Genomic DNA, 24,172 nt, shown 5'->3' with positions numbered 1-24,172 from the left:
CGATGAACCATGCCTTGACCCAGCTTCAGCCCTACCCGTTCGAGAAACTCCGTGCCCTGCTGGGCAGCGTGAAGCCTGCGGCAGACAAACGCGCCATCGCCCTGTCAATCGGTGAGCCAAAGCACGAATCTCCGGCGTTCGTCGCCCAGGCCATGGCCGACAACCTCGACAAACTGGCGGTATACCCCAGTACCATCGGCCTGCCGGGCCTGCGCCAGGCGATCGGCCAGTGGTGCGAGCGTCGCTTTGGCGTGCCAGCCGGCTGGCTGGATGCCGACCGTCACATCCTGCCGGTCAATGGCACCCGTGAAGCGCTGTTCGCCTTCACCCAGGCGGTGGTCAACCGTGCCGATGACGGCCTGGTGATCAGCCCGAACCCGTTCTACCAGATCTACGAAGGCGCAGCGCTGCTGGCCGGGGCTACCCCGCACTACCTGCCGTGCCTGGAAAACAACGGTTTCAACCCTGACTTCGACGCCGTACCGGCCGAGGTGTGGAAGCGCTGCCAGATCCTGTTCCTGTGCTCGCCGGGCAACCCCACCGGCGCGCTGGTGCCGATGGACACCCTGAAGAAGCTGATCGCCCTGGCCGACGAACACGACTTCGTGATCGCCGCCGACGAGTGCTACAGCGAGCTTTACTTCGATGAAGACGCGCCACCACCGGGCCTGCTGACCGCCTGCGCCGAGCTCGGCCGCAGTGATTTCAAGCGCTGCGTGGTGTTCCACAGCCTGTCCAAGCGCTCCAACCTGCCGGGCCTGCGCTCGGGCTTCGTGGCTGGCGATGCCGAGATCATCAAACCGTTCCTGCTGTACCGCACCTACCACGGCTGCGCCATGCCGGTACAAACCCAGCTGGCCAGCATCGCCGCCTGGCAGGACGAGGCGCATGTACGCGCGAACCGCGACCAGTACCGCGCCAAGTACGATGCCGTGCTGGACATCCTGCAGCCGGTGCTGGACGTGCAGCGCCCGGACGGCAGCTTCTACCTGTGGGCCAAGGTGCCGGGCTGTGATGCCGAGTTCACCCGCGACCTGTTCGAAGCCCAGCATGTGACGGTGGTACCGGGCTCGTACCTGTCGCGTGAAGTGGATGGTGTAAACCCCGGTGCCGGGCGCGTGCGCATGGCGCTGGTGGCACCGCTGGCCGAATGCATCGAGGCGGCAGAACGGATTCGCGCCTTCCTGCAAAACCGCTGACAGCCAATTCGCGGGCATGCCCGCTCCCACAGGTAATGCGCTGATTCCAAGCCCAGCGCAGCACCTGTGGGAGCGGGCGTGCCCGCGAAGGGTCTACCTGACCTGCCCCAGGTTGGCCTCGCTCATATCCAGCTCCCCGAGGACCTGCCGCACCACCTCATCGCCCACCAGGTGCTGGCGATGCAGGTTATACAGCTCCAGCCGCTGCGCCCTCAGCGCACGCAAGCGCAAGCGCCGCTCCAGCAAGTCCATCTGCTCGGCCAGGGCCTTGGCTTCGGCACTGTCGTTGTAGCTGTTCAGCTCATCCCGGTACTCAGCCATCAAGCGCGCCTTCAGCTCGGTCGCCAGGGTTGCCTGCGCAGCATCCTGCGGGGCATTGGCGTCGATCACTTCCTCTGCTTCCAGGGCATGGATCGCCGCCTCGGCCGTGCGCCGCCAGGCTTCCTGCACTTCCTGGTGCAAGCGCTCGTCCGGGCTCTTGGTCACCCCGCGCAGCAATATCGGCAGCGCGATGCAGGCGCTGATCAACGACAGCAGGATCACCCCGGCGGCAATGAAGATCAGCAAGTCACGCTCAGGGAAGGCCTTGCCCGCGCCCATCAGCAACGGCACCGACATCACACCCGCCAGGGTCACCGCACCGCGCACACCGCCCAGGGTCAGCAGCCAGCAGGAGCGCGCCGTAGGCATCAGCACCAGCGCCGGTTTGCCGCGCCAGCGGCGCACCACGCCGATCGAGCGCCAGATGCTCTGCACCCAGATGAACCGCAGCAGGATCAGCGCAGCAAAGATCGCCACCACGTCCAGGCATCGGTAGGCCAGGGTCGGCCAGACAGTGGCTTCGTGGCTGACCACCGCCTTGATGATGTCCGGCAACTGCAGGCCCAATAGCAGGAAGATCAGGCCATTGAAGGCGAACTCCAGCAGCGACCAGACGCTGCGATTGAGCAGGCGGGTGCTGGTCTGCCGTGGCAGCAAGTCAAGCCAGCTTTGCATCATGCCGGCGGCCACCGCCGACAGGATGCCCGACACGCCCAGACGCTCGGCCAGCACGTAGGCGGCGAATGGCAGCAACAACATGAACACCACGTGGGTGGCCGGGTCGTCCCAACCGCGGGCGATCATCCAGGCGCGCAGACGGCCCACCAGCCAGCTGAGGCCCACACCCACCGCGAGGCCGCCAAGCGCCACCAGGACGAAACTGAAGCTTGCATCAGTCAGCGAGAACACCCCGGTGATCGCCGCCGCCAGGGCGAACTTGAAGGTCACCAGGCCCGATGCGTCGTTCATGAGGGCCTCCCCCTGCAGCATGTGCATCAGCGGGGTGGGCAGGCGGTCCTGGGCGATGGCCGAAACCGCCACGGCATCGGTCGGCGAGAGTACCGCCGCCAGGGCGAAGGCTACCGGCAGGGGGATGCTCGGCAGCAGCCAGTGAATGAAGTAGCCGGCCCCGACCACGGTGAACAGCACTAGCCCAACGGCCAGCGCCACCACTGGCCCGCGAATGCGCCACAGCTCACGCTTGGGGATGCGCCAGCCATCGGCAAACAGGAGCGGCGGCAAGAACAGGAACAGGAACAACTCGGGGTCCAGGGCCACGTGCAGGCCCAGGGTCGGCAGGGCCAGCAAGGCACCGGCAGCGATCTGTACCAGCGGCAGGGGCAGCGGAATCATGCGGCCGACCAGCTTCGACAGGCTGACCAGCGTCAGCAGCATGAGGACGGTGTAGGCGGACTGCATCCGGGAAAGCTTCCTTTGTGAACCAGAAACGATAGCAAGGCGAAACATCGCCATTGGAACAATATGTTAGCGGCGACCGACGGTTCGGGACCGCTGCACGATAGTCGCAGGTGACGGGGGAATATGTAACATGATGATACTTCATGAGGTGTAGGCCTTGATTCTTGCAGCGCCCTTGAGATCGAGCGCCGCCCGCGTGGCGCTTCGCAGCACAAGGCTGCTCCTACAGTTGTTTCGGGCCAATTATTCCTGTGACGGAGGCGCGCGGCCCCTTGGCGTCCACCTCAATCGACGAACAAGGCGGGCGGGTGCTTTGGAAAAGGCGTCACTGGCCCGAAATAAATGTAGGAGCAGCCTTGTGCTGCGAAGCGCCGCGCGGGCGGCGCTCGATCTCCGACACGCTGCAAGGCTCAAGGCAAGCACACCCGTGGCGCTCACTGTTTCGTTCCCGCATAATCCCGCGACTGACATCGAAAAACGGAGAGATTGGGGCGACTTGTAACCCCAATGTACACAATGACCTACACGCTCTACGGCATCAAAGCCTGTGACACCATGAAAAAGGCGCGTACCTGGCTCGAAGACAAAGCCATCGCCTACGAATTCCATGACTACAAAACCCAAGGCATCGACCGCGACAGCCTGAACCGCTGGTGCGACGAACACGGCTGGGAAGTCATCCTCAACCGTGCCGGCACCACCTTCCGCAAGCTGGACGACGCCAGCAAGGCAGACCTCGACCAGGCCAAGGCCGTCGAGCTGATGCTGGCCCAGCCGTCGATGATCAAACGCCCGGTGCTGGACCTTGGCGCGCGCACCCTGGTCGGCTTCAAGCCGGACCTGTACGCCGCTGCCCTGGCCTGAGCCCCCACCCTATTTCGCACGAGGTAATCACATGTCCAATACCCTGTTCAGCCTGGCCTTCGGTGTCGGCTCCCAGAACCGCCAGGGCGCCTGGCTGGAAGTGTTCTACGCACAACCGCTGCTCAACCCGAGCGCCGAGCTGGTTGCCGCTGTAGTCCCTGTTCTCGGTTACGAAGGTGGCAACCAGGCCATCGCCTTCAGCAACGGCCAGGCCTTGAAACTGGCCGAAGCCCTGAAAGGCGTGGATGCTGCCCAGGCCGCCCTGCTGACCCGCCTGGCCGAAAGCCACAAGCCGCTGGTCGCCACCCTGCTGGCCGAAGACGCTGCCCTGACCTCCACCCCGGAGGCCTACCTCAAGCTGCACCTGCTGTCGCACCGCCTGGTCAAGCCACACGGCCTGAGCCTGGCTGGCATCTTCCCGCTGCTGCCGAACGTAGCCTGGACCAACCAGGGCGCGGTCGACCTGGCCGAACTGGCCGAGCTGCAACTGGAAGCGCGCCTGAAGGGCGAGCTGCTGGAAGTGTTCTCGGTGGACAAGTTCCCGAAGATGACCGACTACGTGGTCCCGGCCGGCGTGCGCATCGCCGATACCGCCCGTGTGCGCCTGGGCGCCTACATCGGCGAAGGCACCACCATCATGCACGAAGGCTTCGTCAACTTTAACGCTGGCACCGAAGGCCCAGGCATGATCGAAGGCCGCGTGTCCGCCGGCGTATTCGTTGGCAAAGGTTCCGACCTGGGCGGCGGTTGCTCGACCATGGGTACCCTGTCCGGTGGCGGCAACATCGTCATCAAGGTGGGCGAAGGCTGCCTGATCGGCGCCAACGCTGGTATCGGCATCCCGCTGGGCGACCGCAACACCGTTGAAGCCGGCCTGTACATCACCGCTGGCACCAAGGTGAACCTGCTGGACGAAAACAACGAGCTGGTCAAAGTGGTCAAGGCCCGCGACCTGGCCGGCCAGACCGACCTGCTGTTCCGCCGCAACTCGCTGAACGGCGCGGTAGAGTGCAAGACCCACAAGTCGGCCATCGAGCTGAACGAGGCCCTGCACGCTCACAACTGAGCATGCTCGGCGTTTGAAATGTTAAGATCGGGTCTGGCACCACGCCAGACCCGATTTTCATTCCAGGCCCCGTGAACATGTTCCAGCCCTCCCCCTGGCGTGCCGACTTCCCCGCCATCGCCGCCCTGCAACGGCAGCACCAGACCTATCTGGACAGCGCCGCTACCACCCAAAAGCCGCAAGCCCTGATCGATGCCTTGAGCCATTACTACGGTCATGGCGCGGCCAACGTACACCGTGCCCAGCACCTGCCCGGTGCACTGGCGACGCAGGCCTTCGAAACCAGCCGCGACAAGGTCGCCGCCTGGTTGAATGCTGCGGACTCACGGCAGATCGTGTTCACTCACGGTGCCACCTCGGCCTTGAATCTGCTGGCCTACGGCCTTGAGCACCGCTTCGAAGCCGGTGACGAAATTGCCATCAGCGCGCTGGAGCACCATGCCAACCTGCTGCCCTGGCAACAGCTGGCACGCCGGCGCAACCTGCGCCTGGTGATACTGCCGCTGGATGCCTTTGGCCGCATCGACCTGAACCAGGCACTGCAACTGATAGGCCCGCGCACCCGGGTGCTCGCCGTCAGCCAGCTGTCCAACGTACTGGGTACCTGGCAACCGCTGCCGGCCCTGCTTTCCCATGCCCGCGCACAAGGCGCGCTGACCGTGGTCGACGGTGCCCAGGGCGTGGTGCATGGCCGCCACGATGTGCAGCAACTGGGCTGCGACTTCTATGTGTTCTCCAGCCACAAGTTGTACGGCCCGGATGGGGTTGGCGTGCTGTACGGCCACACTCAGGCGCTGGAGCTGCTGCGCCATTGGCAGTTCGGTGGCGAGATGGTGCAACTGGCCGAGTACCAGAGCGCCAGCTTTCGCCCCGCACCGCTGGGGTTCGAGGCAGGTACGCCGCCAATCGCCGGGGTGATAGGCCTGGGGGCAACCCTGGATTATTTGGCCAGCCTCGACGCCCAGGCTGTCGAAGCCCACGAAACCAGCCTGCACCAGCACCTGCTGCGCGGCCTGGCTGACCGTGAGGGCGTGCGGGTATTGGGGGCACCGCAGACGGCGCTGGCCAGCTTCGTCATCGAGGGCGTGCACAACGCCGATATCGCCCACTTGCTCACCGAGCAAGGGATAGCCGTGCGTGCCGGACACCACTGCGCCATGCCGCTCTTGCAAGGGCTGGGGCTGGAGGGCGCAATCCGCGTATCGCTGGGCTTGTACAACGACAGCGACGACTTGCAGCGCTTCTTCGCTGCGCTTGATCAGGGTCTGGAGTTGCTGCGATGAGCATGTCGGAACAGGCGCGCCAGGCGCTGGAAGCGTTTGAGCAGGGCAAGGGCTGGGAACAGCGCGCCCGGCTGCTGATGCAGTGGGGCGACCGCCTGGAACCACTGGCCGAGACTGACAAGACCGAAGCCAACCGGGTGCATGGCTGCGAAAGCCTGGTCTGGCTGGTGGCCGAACTCGTCGATGGGCAGTGGCGGTTCAAGGCCAGTAGCGATGCACGCTTGTTGCGCGGGCTGCTGGCGTTGTTGCTGGTGCGGGTGCAGGGTTTGACCAGTGAAGAGCTGGCCAGGCTTGATCTGCGCGAGTGGTTCACCCAACTGGGGCTAGAGCGCCAGCTCTCGCCGTCGCGCAGCAATGGGCTGCATGCAGTGTTGCAGCGGATGACAAAATTGGCGTCTACCCGCTAAATCCAGGGCATACGCTGCTCCCTGTAGGAGTGGCCTTGTGCCGCGAAAGGGCCGCCCAGCGGCCCCAGCAATCTTCGTGGAGAGGCTGAAATGGGGCCGCTACGCGCCCCTTTCGCGGCACAAGGCCGCTCCTACAAGGACCGGGTTGACCTGTGAATGATTACTCAGGCTTGATACGTTCCGAAGGCCGCCGTGCACCTGCCACCAGTTTCTCGATCGCCTTGCTCGCCGCCACCATGCCAAAGGTCGCGGTCACCATCATCACCGCGCCAAAGCCACCCGAGCAGTCCAGCCTTACACCCTCACCCACGAAGCTCTTCTGCAGGCAAACGCTGCCATCTCCCTTGGGGTAACGCAGCTGTTCGCTGGAGAACACGCACGGCACACCATAGTTGCGGCTGACATTGCGCGAGAAGTTGTAATCGCGGCGCAGGGTGGAGCGCACCCGCGAGGCCAACGGGTCGTTGAAGGTCTTGTTCAGGTCGGCGATCTGGATCTGTGTCGGGTCGATCTGACCACCAGCGCCACCCGTGGTCACGATGGCGATCTTGCGCCGCCGGCACCAGGCAATCAACGCAGCCTTGGCCATGACGCTATCGATGCAGTCAATTACACAGTCCAGCTGCTCGTGGATGTGCTCGGCCATGGTTTCACGGGTGACGAAGTCGGCCACCGCATGCACCGTGCATGCCGGGTTGATCGCCCGCAGGCGCTCAGCCATGACCTCCACCTTGGGCCGCCCCACCTGCCCTTCCAGGGCATGGGCCTGGCGGTTGGTGTTGCTGACGCAGACGTCGTCCAGATCAAACAGGGAAATTTCACCCACGCCGCTGCGGGCCAGCGCTTCGGCCACCCACGAGCCAACCCCGCCAATACCGACCACGCCCACATGGGCCTGGCCCAGGCGTTGCAGCCCCTGGTCGCCATATAGCCGGGCAACGCCGGCGAAGCGTGGATCTTCTGTGCTCATGTTCATACCCCAAAAAACCGGCGCGCATTATATGCCAGCGGGCCCATGGCCTGCATCGTTAGGAAAGACACTACCAACCCTGCTTTAATGTCCTATCACTTCGACACAAATGGACGACAATGTCTTCACGTAAATTCGGCCTGAACCTGGTTGTGGTGCTGGCCATCGCCGCGCTGTTCACCGGGTTCTGGGCACTGATCAACCGCCCGGTCTCCGCCCCCGCCTGGCCAGAGCAGATCTCTGGCTTTTCGTATTCGCCGTTCCGTCTGGGTGAAAGCCCGCAGAAGGGCCAGTACCCCACTGACGACGAGATGCGCCAGGACCTGGAGCAGTTGAGCAAACTCACCGACAGCATCCGTATCTATACGGTGGAGGGCACCCAGGCCGACATCCCGCGTCTGGCCGAGGAATTCGGCCTGCGCGTGACCCTGGGGATATGGATCAGCCCGGACCTGGAGCGCAACGAACGCGAAATCGCCACGGCCATCCAGTTGGCCAACACCTCGCGCAGCGTGGTGCGGGTAGTGGTTGGCAACGAGGCGCTGTTCCGTGAAGAAGTCACCCCGGAAAACCTGATCAAATACCTGGACCGGGTACGCGCAGCCGTCAAGGTACCGGTGACCACCAGTGAGCAATGGCACATCTGGAAGGAAAACCCGGAGATCGCCAAGCACGTCGACCTGATTGCCGCGCACATCCTGCCCTACTGGGAATTCGTGCCGATGAAGGATTCGGTCGAGTTCGTGCTCGACCGCGCCCGTGAGCTGAAGCACCAGTTCCCGCGCAAACCGCTGCTGCTGTCGGAAGTCGGCTGGCCGAGCAACGGCCGCATGCGCGGTGGTGCCGATGCCAGCCAGGCCGACCAGGCCATTTACCTGCGCACCTTGGTCAACACCCTAAACCGCCGTGGCTACAACTACTTCGTCATCGAAGCCTATGACCAGCCGTGGAAGGCCAGCGACGAAGGCTCGGTAGGCGCCTACTGGGGCGTGTACAACGCCGAGCGCCAGCAAAAATTCAACTTCGACGGCCCCGTGGTGGCGATCCCGCAGTGGCGTGCCCTGGCGGTAGCCTCGGTGGTGCTGGCGATGATTGCGCTGATGGTGCTGTTCATCGACGGCTCGGCGCTGCGCCAGCGTGGCCGCACATTCCTCACCTTCATCACCTTCCTGTGCGGGTCGGTGCTGGTGTGGATTGCCTATGACTACAGCCAGCAATACAGCACCTGGTTCAGCCTCACCGTGGGCGTGCTGCTTGCCCTTGGCGCGCTGGGCGTGTTCATCGTGCTGCTGACCGAGGCCCATGAACTGGCCGAGGCAGTATGGATACACAAGCGCCGACGCGAGTTCCTGCCGGTACAGGCCGACAGCGCCTACCGGCCCAAGGTGTCGGTGCATGTGCCGTGCTACAACGAGCCACCCGAGATGGTGAAGCAGACCCTCGACGCCCTGGCCGCGCTGGACTACCCCGACTACGAAGTGCTGGTGATCGACAACAACACCAAGGACCCGGCCGTATGGGAGCCGCTGAAGGCGCACTGCGAGAAGCTCGGCGAGCGCTTCAAGTTCTTCCACGTCGCGCCACTGGCCGGCTTCAAGGGCGGCGCACTGAACTACCTGCTCCCGCACACGGCCAAGGACGCCGAAGTGATCGCGGTGATCGACTCGGACTACTGCGTCGACCGCAACTGGCTCAAGCACATGGTGCCGCATTTCGCCGACCCGAAAATTGCCGTGGTGCAGTCGCCGCAGGACTATCGCGACCAGCACGAAAGCGCCTTCAAGAAGCTGTGCTACAGCGAGTACAAGGGCTTCTTCCACATCGGCATGGTCACCCGCAACGACCGTGACGCCATCATTCAGCACGGCACCATGACCATGACCCGACGCACGGTACTGGAAGAGCTGGGCTGGGCCGAATGGTGCATCTGCGAGGACGCCGAACTGGGCCTGCGCGTGTTCGAGAAGGGCCTGTCGGCCGCCTACGCCCACAACAGCTACGGCAAGGGCCTGATGCCCGACACCTTCATCGACTTCAAGAAGCAGCGCTTCCGCTGGGCCTACGGCGCCATCCAGATCATCAAGCACCACGCCAGTGCCCTGCTGCGCGGCAAGGGCAGCGAGCTGACCCGTGGCCAGCGCTACCACTTCCTGGCCGGCTGGCTGCCGTGGGTCGCCGACGGCATGAACATCTTCTTCACCATCGGCGCGCTGCTGTGGTCGGCGGCGATGATCATCGTGCCGCACCGGGTCGACCCGCCGCTGATGATCTTCGCCATCCCGCCGCTGGCGCTGTTCTTCTTCAAGGTCGGCAAGATCATCTTCCTTTACCGCCGCGCGGTGGGGGTCAACCTCAAGGACGCCTTTGCCGCAGCGCTGGCCGGGCTGGCGCTGTCGCATACCATTGCCAAGGCGGTGCTGTACGGTTTCTTCACCAGCAGCATGCCGTTCTTCCGCACGCCAAAGAATGCCGACAGCCATGGGCTGCTGGTGGCACTTTCCGAAGCGCGGGAAGAGCTGTTCATCATGTTGCTGCTGTGGGGTGCGGCGCTGGGTATCTACCTGGTGCAGGGGCTGCCGAGTTCGGACATGCGCTTCTGGGTGGGGATGCTGCTGGTGCAGTCGTTGCCTTACGTGGCGGCGCTGGTGATGGCGTTGCTGTCTTCGCTGCCCAAGCCGCAGGCAAAAGCTGCCGAACCGCAGCAGGCTTGAGATTGCCGGGGCTGCTTTGCAGCCCTTTCGCGGCACAAGGCCGCTCCTACAGGGGACCGCGGCAGCCAGATAACCCGCGATCGCTTGTGGGAGCGGCCTTGCGTCGCGACAGGGCCGCAAAGCGGCCCCATTGGCCCTTCGGTTTGATATAAGATAACGCCCCTCAGATTTCCCCGCCTTGCCTTGCCCCGGAGTCCCCCATGACGGCCCCTGCCGAGCTCTCGCCTACCCTTCAACTGGCCTGCGACCTGATCCGTCGCCCCTCGGTCACCCCTGTCGACGCCGACTGCCAGGCGCAGATGATGAAACGCCTGGGCGCCGTGGGCTTCGAGCTCGAGCCGATGCGCATTGAAGACGTAGACAACTTCTGGGCCACCCATGGCAGCCAGGACGGCCCGGTGCTGTGCTTTGCCGGCCACACCGACGTGGTGCCCACCGGCCCGGTGCAGCAATGGCAGCACGAACCGTTCGAAGCGCTGATCGACGCTGACGGCATGCTCTGCGGCCGCGGCGCCGCCGACATGAAAGGCAGCCTGGCCTCCATGGTGATCGCCAGCGAGCGCTTCGTGCACGACTACCCGAACCACCGCGGCAAGGTCGCCTTCCTGATCACCAGCGACGAGGAGGGCCCGGCCCACCACGGCACCAAGGCAGTGGTCGAGCGCCTGAAAGCACGCAACGAACGCCTGGACTGGTGCATCGTCGGCGAACCCTCCAGCACCACCCTGCTGGGTGACGTGGTCAAGAACGGCCGCCGTGGCTCGCTGGGTGCCAAGCTGACCGTGCGCGGCAAGCAGGGCCACGTGGCCTACCCGCACCTGGCACGTAACCCGATCCACCTGGCCGCCCCGGCCTTGGCGGAACTGGCAGCCGAGCACTGGGACGAAGGCAACGCGTTCTTCCCGCCAACCAGCTTCCAGATCTCCAACCTCAATTCCGGCACCGGCGCCACCAACGTGGTACCGGGCGACCTGACCGCGCTGTTCAACTTCCGCTTCTCCACCGAGTCGACTGTCGAAGGCCTGCAGGCGCGAGTGTCGGCGATTCTCGACAAGCATGAACTCGACTGGTCGGTCGACTGGGCGCTGTCGGGCCTGCCGTTCCTCACCGAACCTGGTGAACTGCTCGACGCAGTGGCACATAGCATCAAGGGCGTCACCGGCCGCGATACCCAGCCATCCACCAGCGGCGGCACCTCCGATGGCCGTTTCATCGCCACCATGGGCACCCAGGTGGTCGAGCTTGGCCCGGTCAACGCCACCATTCACCAGGTGGACGAGCGGATCCTGGCCAGCGACCTCGACCTGCTGACCGAAATCTACTATCAGACTCTGGTTCGGTTGCTCGCCTGATGCTCGCCTGCCCCCTTTGCCAGGCGCCGCTGAGCCGGCTCGACAACAGTGTGGTGTGCCCGGCCGGCCACCGCTTCGACCGCGCCCGCCAAGGTTACCTGAACCTGCTGCCGGTGCAGCACAAGAACAGCCGCGACCCAGGTGACAACCAGGCCATGGTCGAGGCCCGCCGCGACTTCCTCGACGCTGGCCACTACGCCCCGGTGGCCCGCCGCCTGGCCGAGCTGGCCGCCGAGCGCCAGCCCAGCGCCTGGCTGGACATCGGCTGCGGCGAGGGTTACTACACAGCGCTGCTCGCCCAGGCCCTGCCGGCTGCCGACGGTTACGCCCTGGACATCTCCCGCGAGGCGGTCAAGCGTGCCTGCCGCCGCGCGCCGCAGGTTACCTGGATGGTCGCCAGCATGGCCCGCGTGCCGCTGGCCGACGCCACCTGCCAGTTCATCGCCAGTGTGTTCAGCCCGCTGGACTGGGCCGAGGCCAAGCGCCTGCTCAGCCCCGGCGGTGGCCTGATGCGGGTGGGCCCGACCAGCGGCCACCTGATGGAGTTGCGCGAGGTGCTGTACGATGAAGTACGCCCTTACGCCGACGACAAGCACCTGGCCCTCGTCCCCGAAGGCATGACCCACGCCCACAGCGAAACGCTCGAGTTCCGCCTGAGCCTGGCCGTGCCCAAGGCACGCGCCGACCTGCTGGCGATGACCCCGCACGGGTGGCGCGCCAGCGCCGAAAAACGCGCCCGGGTGATCGACCAGCCCGAGCCGTTCGAGGTCACGGTTTCAATGCGTTATGACTATTTCGTGCGCCAAGACTGAGCAAACCCGGAGCCCTTATGCGCCAACCCGATATCGAGATCTACCTGAAGGACGCCGACGTCGACCACAAGCAGATTGCCGAGTGGCTCGCCCAGGCGATTGGCCCCTGCAGCGAATGGCAGCAGAAAGGCCAGACGTTCAAATGCAAGGCCGGTAACATTCCGGTCACCTGGCTACCCAAGGCTGTAGGGAAATGGAACAGCCTGTACCTGGAAAGTGATCAGACGCCATGGGCCGATGATATCGCCTGCGCCCGCGCTGCATTCGCCGCACTGGGTGTGGAAGTGCGCTGCGCGCCGGGTGGCTGGGTCGAGGAAGACGGGGAAGAAGATGCCGACCGCTGGGTCCGCATCAGCGCCGACGGTGAAGAGGAAATCACCTGGCGCACTTCTTGAGCTGCAAGCTTTAATCTGCAAGCGCCAAGACGGATCGCATCAGGCTGCAAGTACACGGTCACTTGCAGCTTGAGGCTTACAGCTTGAGGCTCAGAGCCCTACTACGTCCTCGGCTTGCAGGCCTTTCTGGCCTTGCACGCAGGAGTACTCAACCCGCTGCCCCTCGACCAGGGAACGATGCCCCTCACCGCGGATCGCCCGATAATGGACGAACACATCCGCACCACCTTCGCGCTGAATGAAGCCAAAGCCTTTGGCATCGTTGAACCACTTTACATTCCCAGTCTCACGAGACGACATCTGAACTACTCCGGATTTTTATTGTGAAGATCGCCTTGTAGGCATGAGCTCACGGCCCCGTGCCAACGCCGCTTGCTGAAATATCCTGCAAGTGGCAGGCCGAGTATATGACACAGAACAAAAAAAATTGGTGACGGTCCCGCAGTTGGCCGTTTTTTGCTGAACTTACGCCGATACGGCAGACTAAATAGCTGGATACTCACCTGAAAATCACACCCAGGGCACTCACCCCATGACCCGTTCCCCCCTGCGCCGCCTGATCTTCGGCGCCCTGCGTCGCCTGTTGTACCTGTGGGTGCGCTCCGAGACCATCAACCAGTCTTCCATGTCCCTCAACCTCGACCGCAGTCGGCCGGTGTTCTATGCGCTGCCCTCGCCCGCGCTCACCGACCTGGCCGTGCTCGACCACGAGTGCACCAAGGCGGGGCTGCCGCGCCCGGTGCTGCCGGTGGCTGTCGGCCCGCTGCAGGAGCCGGCCGGGTTCTTCTACCTGACCCCCGACCCGGACTGGCTTGGCCGCCAGGACAAAAGCGGCGCCCCGCCCACGCTTGAGCGCCTGGTAGCTGCCGTCAGCCAGCATGCTGAAGAAGATGCGCAGATCATCCCGGTCAGCGTGTTCTGGGGCCAGACCCCGGCCAGTGAGTCCAGCCCATGGAAGCTGCTGTTCGCCGACAGCTGGGCGGTGACCGGGCGTTTGCGCCGGCTGCTGACCGTGCTGATCCTGGGGCGCAAGACCCGGGTGCAGTTCTCCGCGCCCATCCACCTGCGCGAACTGGTGCAGCACAACAAGGGCCACGAGCGCACCGTGCGCATGGCCCAGCGCCTGATGCGCGTGCATTTTCGCAACCTCAAGACCGCCGTCATCGGCCCGGACATCTCGCACCGGCGCAACCTGGTCAAAGGCCTGATCCATGCCCCGCAGGTGCGCCAGGCCATCGCCGACGAGGCCCAACGCGAGAACCTGCCGCTGGCCAAGGCCGAAGCACAGGCACTGCGTTATGGTAACGAGATCGCCTCGGACTACACCTACACGGTCATCCGCTTTCTCGAAGTGGTGCTCAGCTGGTTCTGGAACAAGATCTACGACGGCATCAAGGTCAACCATATCGAACAGGTTCAGGGCATAGCCCCCGGCCACGAAGTGATCTACGTGCCGTGCCACCGCAGCCACATCGATTACCTGCTGCTGTCGTACCTGCTGTTCCGCAACGGCCTTACCCCACCGCACGTGGCCGCAGGCATCAACCTCAACATGCCGGTGGTGGGTAACCTGCTGCGCCGTGGCGGCGCCTTCTTCATGCGCCGCACGTTCAAGGGCAACCCGCTGTACACCGCCGTGTTCAACGAGTACCTGCATACCCTGTATACCAAAGGTTTTCCGGTCGAGTACTTCGTCGAAGGTGGCCGCTCGCGTACCGGGCGCATGCTGCAGCCGCGTACCGGGATGCTGGCCATTACCCTGCGCAGCTTCCTGCGCTCGTCACGCACGCCGGTCGTGTTCGTGCCGGTGTACATCGGCTACGAGCGCGTGCTCGAAGGCCGCACCTACTTGGGCGAGTTGCGCGGTGCCAGCAAAAAGAAGGAGTCGGTGTTCGACATCTTCAAGGTGTTTGGCGCGCTCAGGCAGCGCTTTGGCCAGGTCTACGTCAACTTCGGCGAACCCATCCGTCTCGCCGGTTTCCTCGATGAGCAGCAGCCCGGCTGGCGTGAACAGGATCACGGCCCGCAGTACCGCCCGGCCTGGCTCAACGCCGCCACTACCCGCCTGGGCGAAACCGTGGCCCGTCACCTCAACGAGGCGGCCGCCATCAACCCGGTCAACCTGGTGGCCCTGGCGCTGTTGTCCACCAGCCGCCTGGCCCTGGACGAACGCGCCCTGACCCGCGTGCTCGACCTTTACCTGGCCTTGTTGCGCCAGGTGCCCTACTCGCCGCACACCACCCTGCCCGACGGCGACGGCCAGGCACTGATCGAACACGTGCGCAGCATGAACCTGGTGGCCGAGCAGAAGGACGCACTGGGCCGCATCCTCTACCTGGATGAAGGCAATGCGGTACTGATGACCTATTACCGCAACAACGTGCTGCACATTTTCGCCCTGCCGGCGCTGCTGGCCAGCTTCTTCCTCAGCAGCTCGCGCATGAGCCGCGAACTGCTGGGCCAGTATGTGCACGCGTTGTACCCATACCTGCAGGCCGAACTGTTCCTGCGCTGGACGCCAGAGCAACTGGACGAGGTGATCGACCAATGGCTGGCCGCGCTGGTCGGGCAAGGCCTGCTGCGCCAGGAGAACGACGTGTACGTACGCCCGGCGCCCAGCTCGCGGCAGTTCGTGCTGCTGACCCTGCTCGCCCGCACCATCACCCAGACCCTGCAGCGCTTCTACATGGCCACCTCGCTGCTGCTCAATAGCGGACAAAACACACTCAGCGCCGAAGCGCTGGAAGACCTCTGCGTGATGATGGCCCAGCGCCTGTCGATCCTGCATGGCCTGAATGCCCCGGAGTTCTTCGACAAGACGCTGTTCCGCCACTTCATCCAGACCCTGCTCCAGCAAGGCGTGGTGCATGCAGACGGGCAAGGCAAACTGGGTTATCACGACAAGCTCGCCGAGCTGGCCGAGGGCGTGGCCAAGCGTGTGCTGTCGGCCGAGCTGCGCCTGTCGATCCGCCAAGTGGCCCTGCACCGTGACGATGGCCTGGAAACTTCGACCATCTAACGGTTCATCTACCGGGAAAATCCGCTAAAGTCCCTGGGGTTGGCCACAAGCCAGCTCCAAGGACCTATGGAGATTCCATGAAAAAGCTCTTTATGCTGTGTTGCGCATCCCTGCTCGCAGCCTGTTCCAGCCAAAGCCCATCCACCCAGGCCAGCCTGGACGGCGAAGTCTTCTACCTGCAGCGTATCGCCCTGCCGCCTGCGGCTACCTTGAGCGTGGAGCTGCAGGATGTTTCGCTGATGGACGCCCCTGCCGTGACCCTCGCCCGCCAGGCCGGCCCGGTCAAAGGCAACGTGCCGCTGCCGTTCCACCTCAGCTACGACCCAGCCCAGGTCAAACCCGGCCACCGCTATGCGGTGAGTGCGCGCATCGAGCTGGATGGCAAGCTGCTGTTCATCAATACCGACCACCATGGTGTCATGCTCGACGGCAGTGACCCGAAAACTGTACGCATCAAGGTCGACCAGGTTCGCTGACACCCGTATTCATCTGTTTACAAGGAAAGCTTCATGATCCGCACTTCCCTGCGTTTTTCCACCCTGTGCGCCGGCCTGCTGCTGTCGGCCAGCGCACTGGCCCTGTCGCTGGGCGACCTGAGCCAGAAAGACGCCACTGGCGGCCTGAAAGATACCCTGACCCAGGGTGCGCAGCTGGCCGTCAAGCAGTTGAGCACCCCGGGTGGTTTCAGCAATAACCCCGACGTGCGCATCGAATTGCCGGGCAACCTGGGCAAAGCGGCCAAGGCCATGAAGATGTTCGGCAAAGGTGCACAGGTCGATGCCCTTGAAGCCAGCATGAACAAGGCCGCCGAAGCCGCCGTGCCGCAGGCCCAGGCGATTCTGGTCGATGCCGTGAAGAACATGAGCGTGACCGATGCCAAAGGTATCCTCAGCGGCGGTGACGACTCGGCCACGCAGTACCTGAACAAGAGCAGCCGCGAGCAGATCCGCGCCAAGTTCCTGCCAATCGTCAAGCAGGCTACCGACAAGGTCGGCCTGGCCCAGCAGTACAACAACTTCGCCGGGCAGGCGGTGGCACTGGGTGTGGTCGACGCCAAGAGCGCCAGCATCGAGAACTACGTGACCGAGAAGGCGCTGGACGGCCTGTTCGAGATGATTGGCAAGCAGGAGCAGAGCATTCGCCAGAACCCGGCGCAGGCCGCTACCAGCCTGGCCAAGAAGGTCTTCGGCGCCCTCTGATCCGCAACGCGGCCGCAGTACCCTCGCAGGAGCAGCCTTGTGCTGCGAAGAGGCCGGGACAGCAAGATGAATTTTCATTTGCTGCACCGGCCTCTTCGCAGCGCAAGGCTGCTCCTACAGGGCGGTGAGGTCAGTCAGGTTTTCTTCACCCTGAACCATGCCGCATACAATGCCGGCAGGAACAACAGGGTCAACGCCGTGGCCACGATCAAGCCACCCATGATCGCCACCGCCATCGGCCCGTAGAACACGCTACGCGACAACGGGATCATCGCCAGCACCGCCGCCAGTGCAGTCAGCACGATTGGCCGGAAGCGCCGCACCGTGGCTTCGATGATCGCCTGCCAACGCTCCATCCCTGCCGCAATGTCCTGCTCGATCTGGTCCACCAGGATCACCGAGTTGCGCATGATCATGCCCGCCAGGGCAATGGTGCCCAGCATGGCGACAAAGCCGAACGGCTGGCGGAACACCAGCAGGAACAGAGTCACGCCAATCAGCCCCAGCGGTGCGGTGAGGAACACCATCACCGTGCGCGAGAAGCTGCGCAGCTGGATCATCAGCAGGCTCAGCACCACTACCACGAACAGCGGCATGCCGGCGTTCACCGACTTCTGCCCACGCTCGGAATCTTCAACCGTACCGCCCACTTCCAGCAGGTAGCCATCCGGCAGCTTGGCGCGTATCGCCTGCAGGGTCGGCTCGATCTGTTTCACCAGCGTGGCCGGTTGCTCCTTGTCGTAGATATCGGCGCGCACGGTTACCGTCGGCAAGCGGTTGCGGTGCCAGATGATGCCTTCCTCGAAGCCGTACTCCAGGGTCGCTACCTGCGACAGCGCCACGCTCTGGCCGTTGTCGGTCGGCAGTGCCAGGCTGCCGAGGTTACCCAGTTCGCCACGCTCCTGCTGGGTGCCGCGCAGCAGGATCTCGATCAGCTCGTTGTCCTCGCGATACTGGCTGACCGTGGTACCGGTCAACGAGCTTTGCAGGAAGCTGGCCAGGTGCGCGGTGCTCACGCCCAGGGCGCGGGCGCGGTCCTGGTCGATTTCGAGGAACACAGCCTTGCTGGGTTCTTCCCAGTCCAGGTGCACGTTCACCACATGCGGGTTCTCGCGCACCTTGTCGGCCACTTCGCGGGCCAGCGCACGGGCCTTCTCGATGTGCTCGCCGGTGACCCGGAACTGCACCGGGTAACCCACGGGCGGGCCGTTTTCCAGGCGCGTGACGCGGGCACGCAGGTCGGGGAATTGCTGGTCCACGGTGCTGATCAGCCAGCTGCGCAGGCGCTCGCGGTCCTCCATCGACTTGGCCAGCACCACGAACTGGGCAAAGCTGGCTGCAGGCAGCTGCTGGTCCAGCGGCAGGTAGAAACGCGGCGAGCCGGTGCCCACGTAGGCCACGTAGTTATCGATGCCGTCCTGCTGCTTGAGCAGTGCCTCCAATTGCTTGACCCGCTCGGCGGTATTGGCCAGCGAGGCGCCTTCGGCCAGCTTCAGGTCAACCATCAACTCCGGGCGCCCGGAGGCCGGGAAGAACTGCTGGGGCACGAAGCGGAACAGCAGGATACTGCCGACAAAGGCCGCGATGGTCAGCAGAATCACCGTCTTGCGCCGTCGCACGCACCACTCCACCACCCGCCGCACACGCTGGTAGAAGGGCGTGGCGTAAGGGTCTGGCGCGTGGCCGTCCTTGCCATGACGCGCAGCGTGCAGCTTGGCCAGGTCTGGCAGCAGGCGCTCGCCCAGGTAGGGCACGAACACCACCGCCGCCACCCACGAGGTCAACAGGGCGATGGTCACCACCTGGAAGATCGAGCGGGTGTATTCGCCAGTGCTGGAAGCAGCAGTGGCGATGGGCAAGAAGCCTGCCGCAGTGATCAGGGTACCGGTCAGCATCGGGAAGGCAGTGCTGCTCCAGGCATAGCTGGCTGCCTTGAGCCGGTCGTAACCCTGCTCCATCTTGATCGCCATCATTTCCACGGCAATGATCGCGTCGTCCACCAGCAGGCCCAGGGCCAGCACCAGCGCGCCGAGGGAAATCTTGTGCAGGCCGATGCCGAAATAGTGCATGGCGGCGAAAGTCATGGCCAGTACCAGGGGGATGGCCAGCGCCACCACCAGGCCGGTGCGCAGGCCCAGCGAGAAGAAGCTCACCAGCAGCACGATGACCAGCGCCTCGACCAGCACCTGGACAAATTCGCCCACACCGGCCTTGACCGCTGCAGGTTGGTCCGAGACCTTGCGCAGCTCCATGCCGGCCGGCAGGTTGCGCGCCACGCGCTCGAACTCGCCTTCCAGGGCCTTGCCCAGTACCAGGATGTCGCCGCCGTCCTTCATCGACACGGCCAGGCCAATGGCATCCTCGCCCATGAAGCGCATACGTGGCGCGGGTGGGTCATTGAAGCCACGGTGCACTTCGGCCACATCGCCGATGCGGAACGTGCGGTCACCTACGCGGATGGGGAACTGGCGAATCTGCTCCACGCTGTCGAAGCGCCCGCTCACCCGCAGTTGCAACCGCTCGCTGGGGGTCTCGAAGAAGCCGGCGGTGCTCACCGCGTTCTGCTCCTGCAGGGCCTGCTGCACGGCCTCCAGGGGTACGCCGAGGGTGGCCAGCTTGAGGTTGGACAGCTCGATCCAGATTTTCTCGTCCTGCAGGCCCACCAGCTCGACCTTGCCCACATCCTTGACCCGCTGCAGCTGAATCTGGATGCGGTCTGCGTAGTCCTTGAGCACCGCGTAGTCGAAGCCCTTACCGGTCAGCGCATAGATATTGCCGAAGGTGGTGCCGAACTCATCGTTGAAGAACGGGCCCTGGATCTCCGGTGGCAGGGTGTGGCGAATGTCCGCGACCTTCTTGCGGATCTGGTACCACAGCTCGGGGATGTCCTTGGAATGCAGCGAGTCGCGGGCCATGAAGGTGACTTGCGATTCGCCGGGGCGCGAGAACGAGACAATCTTCTCGTACTCGCCGGTTTCCATCAGCTTCTTCTCGATACGTTCGGTGACCTGGCGCGACACTTCCTCGGCGCTGGCGCCCGGCCACAGGGTACGAATGACCATGGCCTTGAAGGTGAATGGCGGGTCCTCGCTCTGGCCGAGCTTGGTGTAGGACATGGCGCCAATGGCCGCCAGCAGGATCATCAGGAACAGGACGATCTGGCGATTGCGCAGCGCCCAGGCAGAAAGGTTGAAACCCATCGGGACTTACTCCTTGGCCGTCAGCTTCACTACACGGTTGCTGCGGTCAACAGGGCGTATTTCCTGGCCCTCACGCAGTACATGGCCACCGGCGGCGACCACCCAGTCACCGGCGGCGAGGCCTTCGAGCACTGGCACACTGTCGCTGCCATAAGCCCCCAGACGCACCTCGGCCCGCTCCAGGCGGCTATCCTTGTTGACGCGCCACACATAGGCCTGGCCGTTTTCCGCTGTAACCGCTGACAGCGGCACTGCCAACGGGATCAGCCCCTCATGGGCGATGAACACCCGGGCACTCTGGCCCAGCTCCGCCGGCGTGGCGGCCGAAGTAAAGGCGATGCGCGCAGCAAAGGTGCGCGAGCGGGGGTCGGCGGCCGGTGACAGCTCGCGGATACGGCCCTGAAAGCGCGCTTGCGGGTGTGACCACAGCTCCACACTGACCGGTTGCCCCACGGCAAAGCGGGCGAACTGCTGCTCCGGCAGGCCGATCACCACTTCGCGCTCGCCATCGGCGGCCAGGGTGAACACGGTTTGCCCGGCGGCAACCACCTGGCCCACTTCGACCTGACGCTTGGCAACCACCCCGGCCTGCGGCGCGCGCAGCACGGCATATTCGGCCTGGTTGCCAGCCACGTCGAACTCGGCCTTGGCCTGTTTCAGCCGGGCGAGGCCGGCGCGGTACAGGTTCTCGGCATTATCGAACTGGGAATGGCTGACCATCTGCCGGTCCAGCAGCTTCTGGTAGCGGTCACGCTCGGCGCGCACCAGCGCCAGGTTGGCCTCGGCAGCCGCCATCTGGGCGCGGTTGGCTTCCAGTTGCAGGCGCACGTCCTGCGGGTCCAGCTCAGCCAGCGGCTGGTCGGCCTTGACTCGCTGCCCCTCCTCAACCAGACGCTTGGTGACCTTGCCGCCAATGCGGAAGGCCAGGTCCGGCTCGAAGCGCGCACGTACTTCGCCGGGGTAACTGTCGGCAGCGGCTTCGGCCGGCTGCGGCTGCACCACCAGCGCCGGGCGCGGCGCGGCAGGCGGGGTGGCTTCCTGACCGCATGCCGTCAGTAACAACGCGGCAACGGCGGGCAAGGCGATGGACAAGGCATGGCGCAACATGATGAATCCTTTCGCGGAGGGCACTTCGAATATTTGTACTGGCGAGTATATTAAGTCAGGCAAGCGATGCCGGGAAGCCAGCGTTACAAAGAAATCCAAGCGTTTTTTGCAAGGCCGCCCGCTGTTGCCCAGCCCACAGCCGACCAACAAATTGCCCTGCCCCGCCACAGCCTAAAACCGGCAAACACGGCGCAAACCCCGCCCCACGGCCCCTCCAGCGCCCGGCACGACCTGTGCAATCACCCGTACATACCCTTCTTCATGTACCTGGAGTATTCCGATGACTGCCCTCGAACAACACCTGCCCGCCTCCGCCAACGGCGCCGACTACGCCACGCTCGCCGCACGCTTTCGGCCGATCTTCAGCCGCATTGCCGAAACCAGCGTGGCGCGCGAGCGCAACCGCACCCTGCCCCATGAGGCTATCCAGTGGCTCAAGGAAGCTGGCTTTGGCGCCGTGCGGGTACCGGTAGAACATGGCGGTGGCGGCGCATCCTTGCCGCAGTTGTTTCAGCTGCTGATCGAACTGGCCGCAGCCGACTCCAATGTGCCCCAAGCGCTGCGCGGCCACTTCGCCTTCGTCGAAGACCGGCTCAACGCCCACGCCAGCGCGCCACAGGATGTATGGTTCCGGCGTTTTGTCGCCGGCGACCTGGTGGGCTGTGCCTGGACCGAGATCGGCGCGGTGAAGATTGGCGATGTCATCACGCGCGTGTCACGCCAGGGCGAGCAGTGGGTGGTCAATGGCACCAAGTACTACAGCACCGGCAGCCTGTTCTCCGACTGGATCGACCTGTTCGCCCGCCGCGACGACACCGGCGCCGACGTGATAGCGGCCATTCGCACCCGCCAGCCCGGCGTGCGCCAGAGCGACGACTGGGATGGCTTCGGCCAGCGCACCACCGGCAGCGGTACCTCGGTGTTCGAAAATGCCGTGGTCGAGGAAGAGAACATCATCGACTTCGCCACCCGTTTCAAATACCAGACCGCCTTCTACCAGCTGGTCCTGCTGGCAGTGATCACCGGCTCCGGGCGTGCTGCAGTGCGCGATTTCAGCCACGAGACCAGCCAGCGCACCCGCGTGTTCAGCCATGGTAACGGCGCTGCCGTCAGCCAGGACCCACAGGTGCTGCAGGTGATCGGCAAGGCCTCGGGCCAGGTGTATGCAGCCGAAGCTGCGACCCTGCGTGCCGCCGAGGCCAGTCAGCAGGCGTACCTGGCACGTTTTGCCAATGACCCGGCCGCTGAACAGCAGGCCAATGTGTTTGCCGAACTGGCGTCCGCCCAGGCCCAGGTGGCGGCCATCGACCTGGTGCTACGCGCCACCAGCGACCTGTTCAACGCCTTGGGTGCCTCCACCACCAGCACCAGCCGCCAGCTCGACCGCCACTGGCGCAATGCCCGCACGGCGGCCTCGCACAACCCGGTGATCTACAAGGAGCGGATTATTGGTGACTGGCACGTGAACGGTACTCAACCGCCGTACGTTTGGCAGATTGGCGGGGGTGCGAAGCAGTCGTAAAAGCGGGGCTGCTTTGCAGCCCCGACTATTTCAGGCTGTTTGGTGTTGGCGGCTGAGGTCGCGATAACCGGCTGCCGGGTGGCTGGCCGGCAGCCGCGGGCCGTCGCCGAACAGCTTCTCGCCCAGGGTGCCGGCGCGGTATTCGGTCTTGTAGGCGCCGCGTTGCTGCAGCTCGGGGACCAGCAGCTCGACCACGTCGCGGAAGGTTTCGTGGGCCAGGGCATAGGTCAGGTTGAAGCCGTCGACATCGGTTTCTTCAACCCAGGCCTGCAGTTCGTCCGCCACCGTTTGCGCACTGCCGACGATCAGCGGGCCAAAGCCGCCGATGCCGACCCAGTCGGCGAGTTCTTTATCAACACGATTCATGCCAAAAATAATCGTTATAAATCAGTAATTTATATACAAAAAAACAGCACTGATGCCTGAGCGACGACATCACTGTCGAACAACTGTCCGCTGGCAGACAGCAGGCAAATGTGAGCTGGTTTTAGCCGGATCGCGCCTGACCCGTTAAGATGGTGATTCTTAAACCAGATGCAGACCACAATGCCCAACGACGCACCCATCGGCCCAGGCCGGCCAAAGGACCTGGTCAAGCGCGAGGCGATTCTCGAAGCGGCCAAGGCCCTGTTCCTCAGCCTTGGTTACGCCAACACCAGCATGGATGCGGTCGCTGCGGCGGCAGGTGTTTCAAAACTCACCGTGTACAGCCACTTCACCGACAAGCAGACCCTGTTCTGCTCGGCGGTCATGGCCACCTGCCAGATCCAATTGCCTGACCTGCTGTTCGAGTATCCCGAGGGGGTGCCGGTGGAAGAAGTGCTACTGACCATTGCCCGCAACTTCCAGGCGCTTATCAGCAGTGACGAAGCGGTCAAGCTCAGCCGCCTGATCATGGCCCAGGGCAGCCTGGACCCGAGTTTTGGCGAGTACTTCTACGAAGCCGGGCCCAAGCGCGTGCTGGCAGGGATGGAAGCGCTGCTGCGCGGCGCGGATGAGCGCGGGCTGTTGCGCATCGACAACCCGCTGCGTGCGGCGGAGCACTTCTTCTGCCTGGTCAAGGGAGCGCCGGATTACCGCTTGCTGCTGGGGTGCGCGGGGCCGCTGGAGGGCGATGAAGCCGAGGCGCATGTGCGCGAGGTGGTAAGAGTATTCTTGCGGGCTTTCCATCCTGAAAACACCTATCACGCCCCACGGTAGGAGCGGGTTTACCCGCGAAAGGGCTGGGCCTACCGGCCAATTCCCACCTGCCGTTCACCGTTGCAGCCACCACCGTATTCGAGGGTAAACCTCCACACTGATCGGTGGTGGACACACATCGGGGGC

At 64.2% G+C, this 24,172-nt stretch carries 19 protein-coding genes and 1 pseudogene; 14 read left to right on the top strand and 6 right to left on the bottom strand.

Features of this window, described 5'->3' with window-relative positions; all coding sequences use genetic code 11:
- Positions 1-2 precede the first annotated feature (2 nt).
- Positions 3-1,199: a succinyldiaminopimelate transaminase gene (dapC, locus tag SB756_RS11555; protein WP_341797759.1), complete on the top strand. Its 1,197-nt coding sequence runs from the start codon at positions 3-5 to the stop codon at positions 1,197-1,199.
- Between the two features lie 93 nt (positions 1,200-1,292).
- On the opposite strand, the gene SB756_RS11550 is transcribed toward dapC, so the two are convergent.
- Positions 1,293-2,939: a Na+/H+ antiporter gene (locus tag SB756_RS11550; RefSeq protein ID WP_410910851.1), complete on the bottom strand. Its 1,647-nt coding sequence runs from the start codon at positions 2,937-2,939 to the stop codon at positions 1,293-1,295.
- A gap of 516 nt (positions 2,940-3,455) precedes the next feature.
- Here SB756_RS11550 and SB756_RS11545 point away from each other — a divergent pair.
- From SB756_RS11545 to SB756_RS11530, 4 genes are all read left to right on the top strand, one after another.
- On the top strand, positions 3,456-3,803 hold the full coding sequence (locus SB756_RS11545) for an ArsC family reductase (RefSeq protein WP_003252272.1): 348 nt from the start codon (positions 3,456-3,458) through the stop codon (positions 3,801-3,803).
- 31 nt (positions 3,804-3,834) lie between these two features.
- A complete protein-coding gene (gene dapD, locus SB756_RS11540; protein WP_410910850.1) occupies positions 3,835-4,869 on the top strand; it encodes a 2,3,4,5-tetrahydropyridine-2,6-dicarboxylate N-succinyltransferase in 1,035 nt (344 codons plus the stop codon).
- A 77-nt stretch (positions 4,870-4,946) separates the two neighbouring features.
- Positions 4,947-6,152: a cysteine desulfurase gene (locus SB756_RS11535; RefSeq protein WP_341797756.1), complete on the top strand. Its 1,206-nt coding sequence runs from the start codon at positions 4,947-4,949 to the stop codon at positions 6,150-6,152.
- Positions 6,149-6,559 carry a SufE family protein gene (locus SB756_RS11530; RefSeq protein ID WP_410910849.1) on the top strand — a complete coding sequence of 137 codons (411 nt, stop codon included), beginning with the start codon at positions 6,149-6,151 and terminating at the stop codon, positions 6,557-6,559. Before SB756_RS11535 ends, SB756_RS11530 begins: the two co-directional genes overlap by 4 nt.
- A 160-nt stretch (positions 6,560-6,719) precedes the next feature.
- Here the strand turns inward: SB756_RS11530 and tcdA are convergent, their stop codons facing one another.
- Complete coding sequence (gene tcdA, locus SB756_RS11525; protein ID WP_162465285.1) at positions 6,720-7,529, bottom strand: tRNA cyclic N6-threonylcarbamoyladenosine(37) synthase TcdA; 810 nt, start codon at positions 7,527-7,529, stop codon at positions 6,720-6,722.
- 119 nt (positions 7,530-7,648) lie between these two features.
- Here tcdA and SB756_RS11520 point away from each other — a divergent pair, with 119 nt between their 5' ends.
- The 4 genes from SB756_RS11520 to SB756_RS11505 all read left to right on the top strand — a co-directional run bounded on the left by SB756_RS11520 (position 7,649) and on the right by SB756_RS11505 (position 12,799).
- Positions 7,649-10,240: a glycosyltransferase gene (locus SB756_RS11520; RefSeq protein WP_410910848.1), complete on the top strand. Its 2,592-nt coding sequence runs from the start codon at positions 7,649-7,651 to the stop codon at positions 10,238-10,240.
- A 200-nt stretch (positions 10,241-10,440) separates the two neighbouring features.
- Complete coding sequence (gene dapE, locus SB756_RS11515) at positions 10,441-11,592, top strand: succinyl-diaminopimelate desuccinylase (protein ID WP_043202627.1); 1,152 nt, start codon at positions 10,441-10,443, stop codon at positions 11,590-11,592.
- On the top strand, positions 11,592-12,404 hold the full coding sequence (locus SB756_RS11510) for a putative RNA methyltransferase (RefSeq protein WP_410910847.1): 813 nt from the start codon (positions 11,592-11,594) through the stop codon (positions 12,402-12,404). Before dapE ends, SB756_RS11510 begins: the two co-directional genes overlap by 1 nt.
- Positions 12,405-12,421: 17 nt before the next feature.
- Positions 12,422-12,799 (top strand): hypothetical protein, encoded by a 378-nt coding sequence (locus tag SB756_RS11505; RefSeq protein WP_016501178.1) that lies wholly within the window; start codon positions 12,422-12,424, stop codon positions 12,797-12,799.
- A gap of 90 nt (positions 12,800-12,889) precedes the next feature.
- Here the strand turns inward: SB756_RS11505 and SB756_RS11500 are convergent, their stop codons facing one another.
- Complete coding sequence (locus SB756_RS11500) at positions 12,890-13,099, bottom strand: cold-shock protein (protein ID WP_016501179.1); 210 nt, start codon at positions 13,097-13,099, stop codon at positions 12,890-12,892.
- Between the two features lie 232 nt (positions 13,100-13,331).
- On the opposite strand from SB756_RS11500, the gene plsB reads away from it, so the two are divergent.
- The 3 genes from plsB (at position 13,332) to SB756_RS11485 (ending at position 17,017) form a co-directional block, all read left to right on the top strand.
- A complete protein-coding gene (gene plsB / locus SB756_RS11495; protein WP_410910846.1) occupies positions 13,332-15,818 on the top strand; it encodes a glycerol-3-phosphate 1-O-acyltransferase PlsB in 2,487 nt (828 codons plus the stop codon).
- 77 nt (positions 15,819-15,895) lie between these two features.
- Entirely contained in the window at positions 15,896-16,294 is a 399-nt protein-coding gene (locus SB756_RS11490) for a YbaY family lipoprotein (RefSeq protein WP_410910845.1), read from the top strand.
- A gap of 33 nt (positions 16,295-16,327) precedes the next feature.
- The gene (locus tag SB756_RS11485) at positions 16,328-17,017 is read left to right on the top strand and encodes a DUF4197 domain-containing protein (protein ID WP_016501182.1); all 690 of its coding nucleotides are present in this window, start codon (positions 16,328-16,330) and stop codon (positions 17,015-17,017) included.
- Between the two features lie 134 nt (positions 17,018-17,151).
- On the opposite strand, the gene SB756_RS11480 is transcribed toward SB756_RS11485, so the two are convergent.
- On the bottom strand, positions 17,152-20,217 hold the full coding sequence (locus tag SB756_RS11480; RefSeq protein ID WP_341797750.1) for an efflux RND transporter permease subunit: 3,066 nt from the start codon (positions 20,215-20,217) through the stop codon (positions 17,152-17,154).
- Between the two features lie 6 nt (positions 20,218-20,223).
- Complete coding sequence (locus SB756_RS11475) at positions 20,224-21,324, bottom strand: efflux RND transporter periplasmic adaptor subunit (protein ID WP_341797749.1); 1,101 nt, start codon at positions 21,322-21,324, stop codon at positions 20,224-20,226.
- Between the two features lie 280 nt (positions 21,325-21,604).
- On the opposite strand from SB756_RS11475, the gene SB756_RS11470 reads away from it, so the two are divergent.
- Positions 21,605-22,846, top strand: coding sequence for an acyl-CoA dehydrogenase family protein (locus SB756_RS11470; RefSeq protein WP_341797748.1), 1,242 nt, complete (start codon positions 21,605-21,607; stop codon positions 22,844-22,846).
- A 30-nt stretch (positions 22,847-22,876) separates the two neighbouring features.
- Here the strand turns inward: SB756_RS11470 and SB756_RS11465 are convergent.
- Positions 22,877-23,197, bottom strand: a pseudogene (locus SB756_RS11465) (5,10-methylene tetrahydromethanopterin reductase); the annotation flags it as partial.
- A gap of 183 nt (positions 23,198-23,380) precedes the next feature.
- Here SB756_RS11465 and SB756_RS11460 point away from each other — a divergent pair.
- Positions 23,381-24,046 carry a TetR/AcrR family transcriptional regulator gene (locus SB756_RS11460; protein WP_341797747.1) on the top strand — a complete coding sequence of 222 codons (666 nt, stop codon included), beginning with the start codon at positions 23,381-23,383 and terminating at the stop codon, positions 24,044-24,046.
- The last annotated feature ends 126 nt before the right edge of the window (positions 24,047-24,172 follow it).

Origin of the sequence: Pseudomonas sp. SIMBA_068 (genome assembly GCF_046534705.1) — a bacterium.
Taxonomy (GTDB): Bacteria; Pseudomonadota; Gammaproteobacteria; order Pseudomonadales; family Pseudomonadaceae; genus Aquipseudomonas; species Aquipseudomonas putida.
The sequence above is the reverse complement of the archived record's forward strand: the minus strand, read 5'-3'. Positions and strand labels throughout refer to the sequence as shown.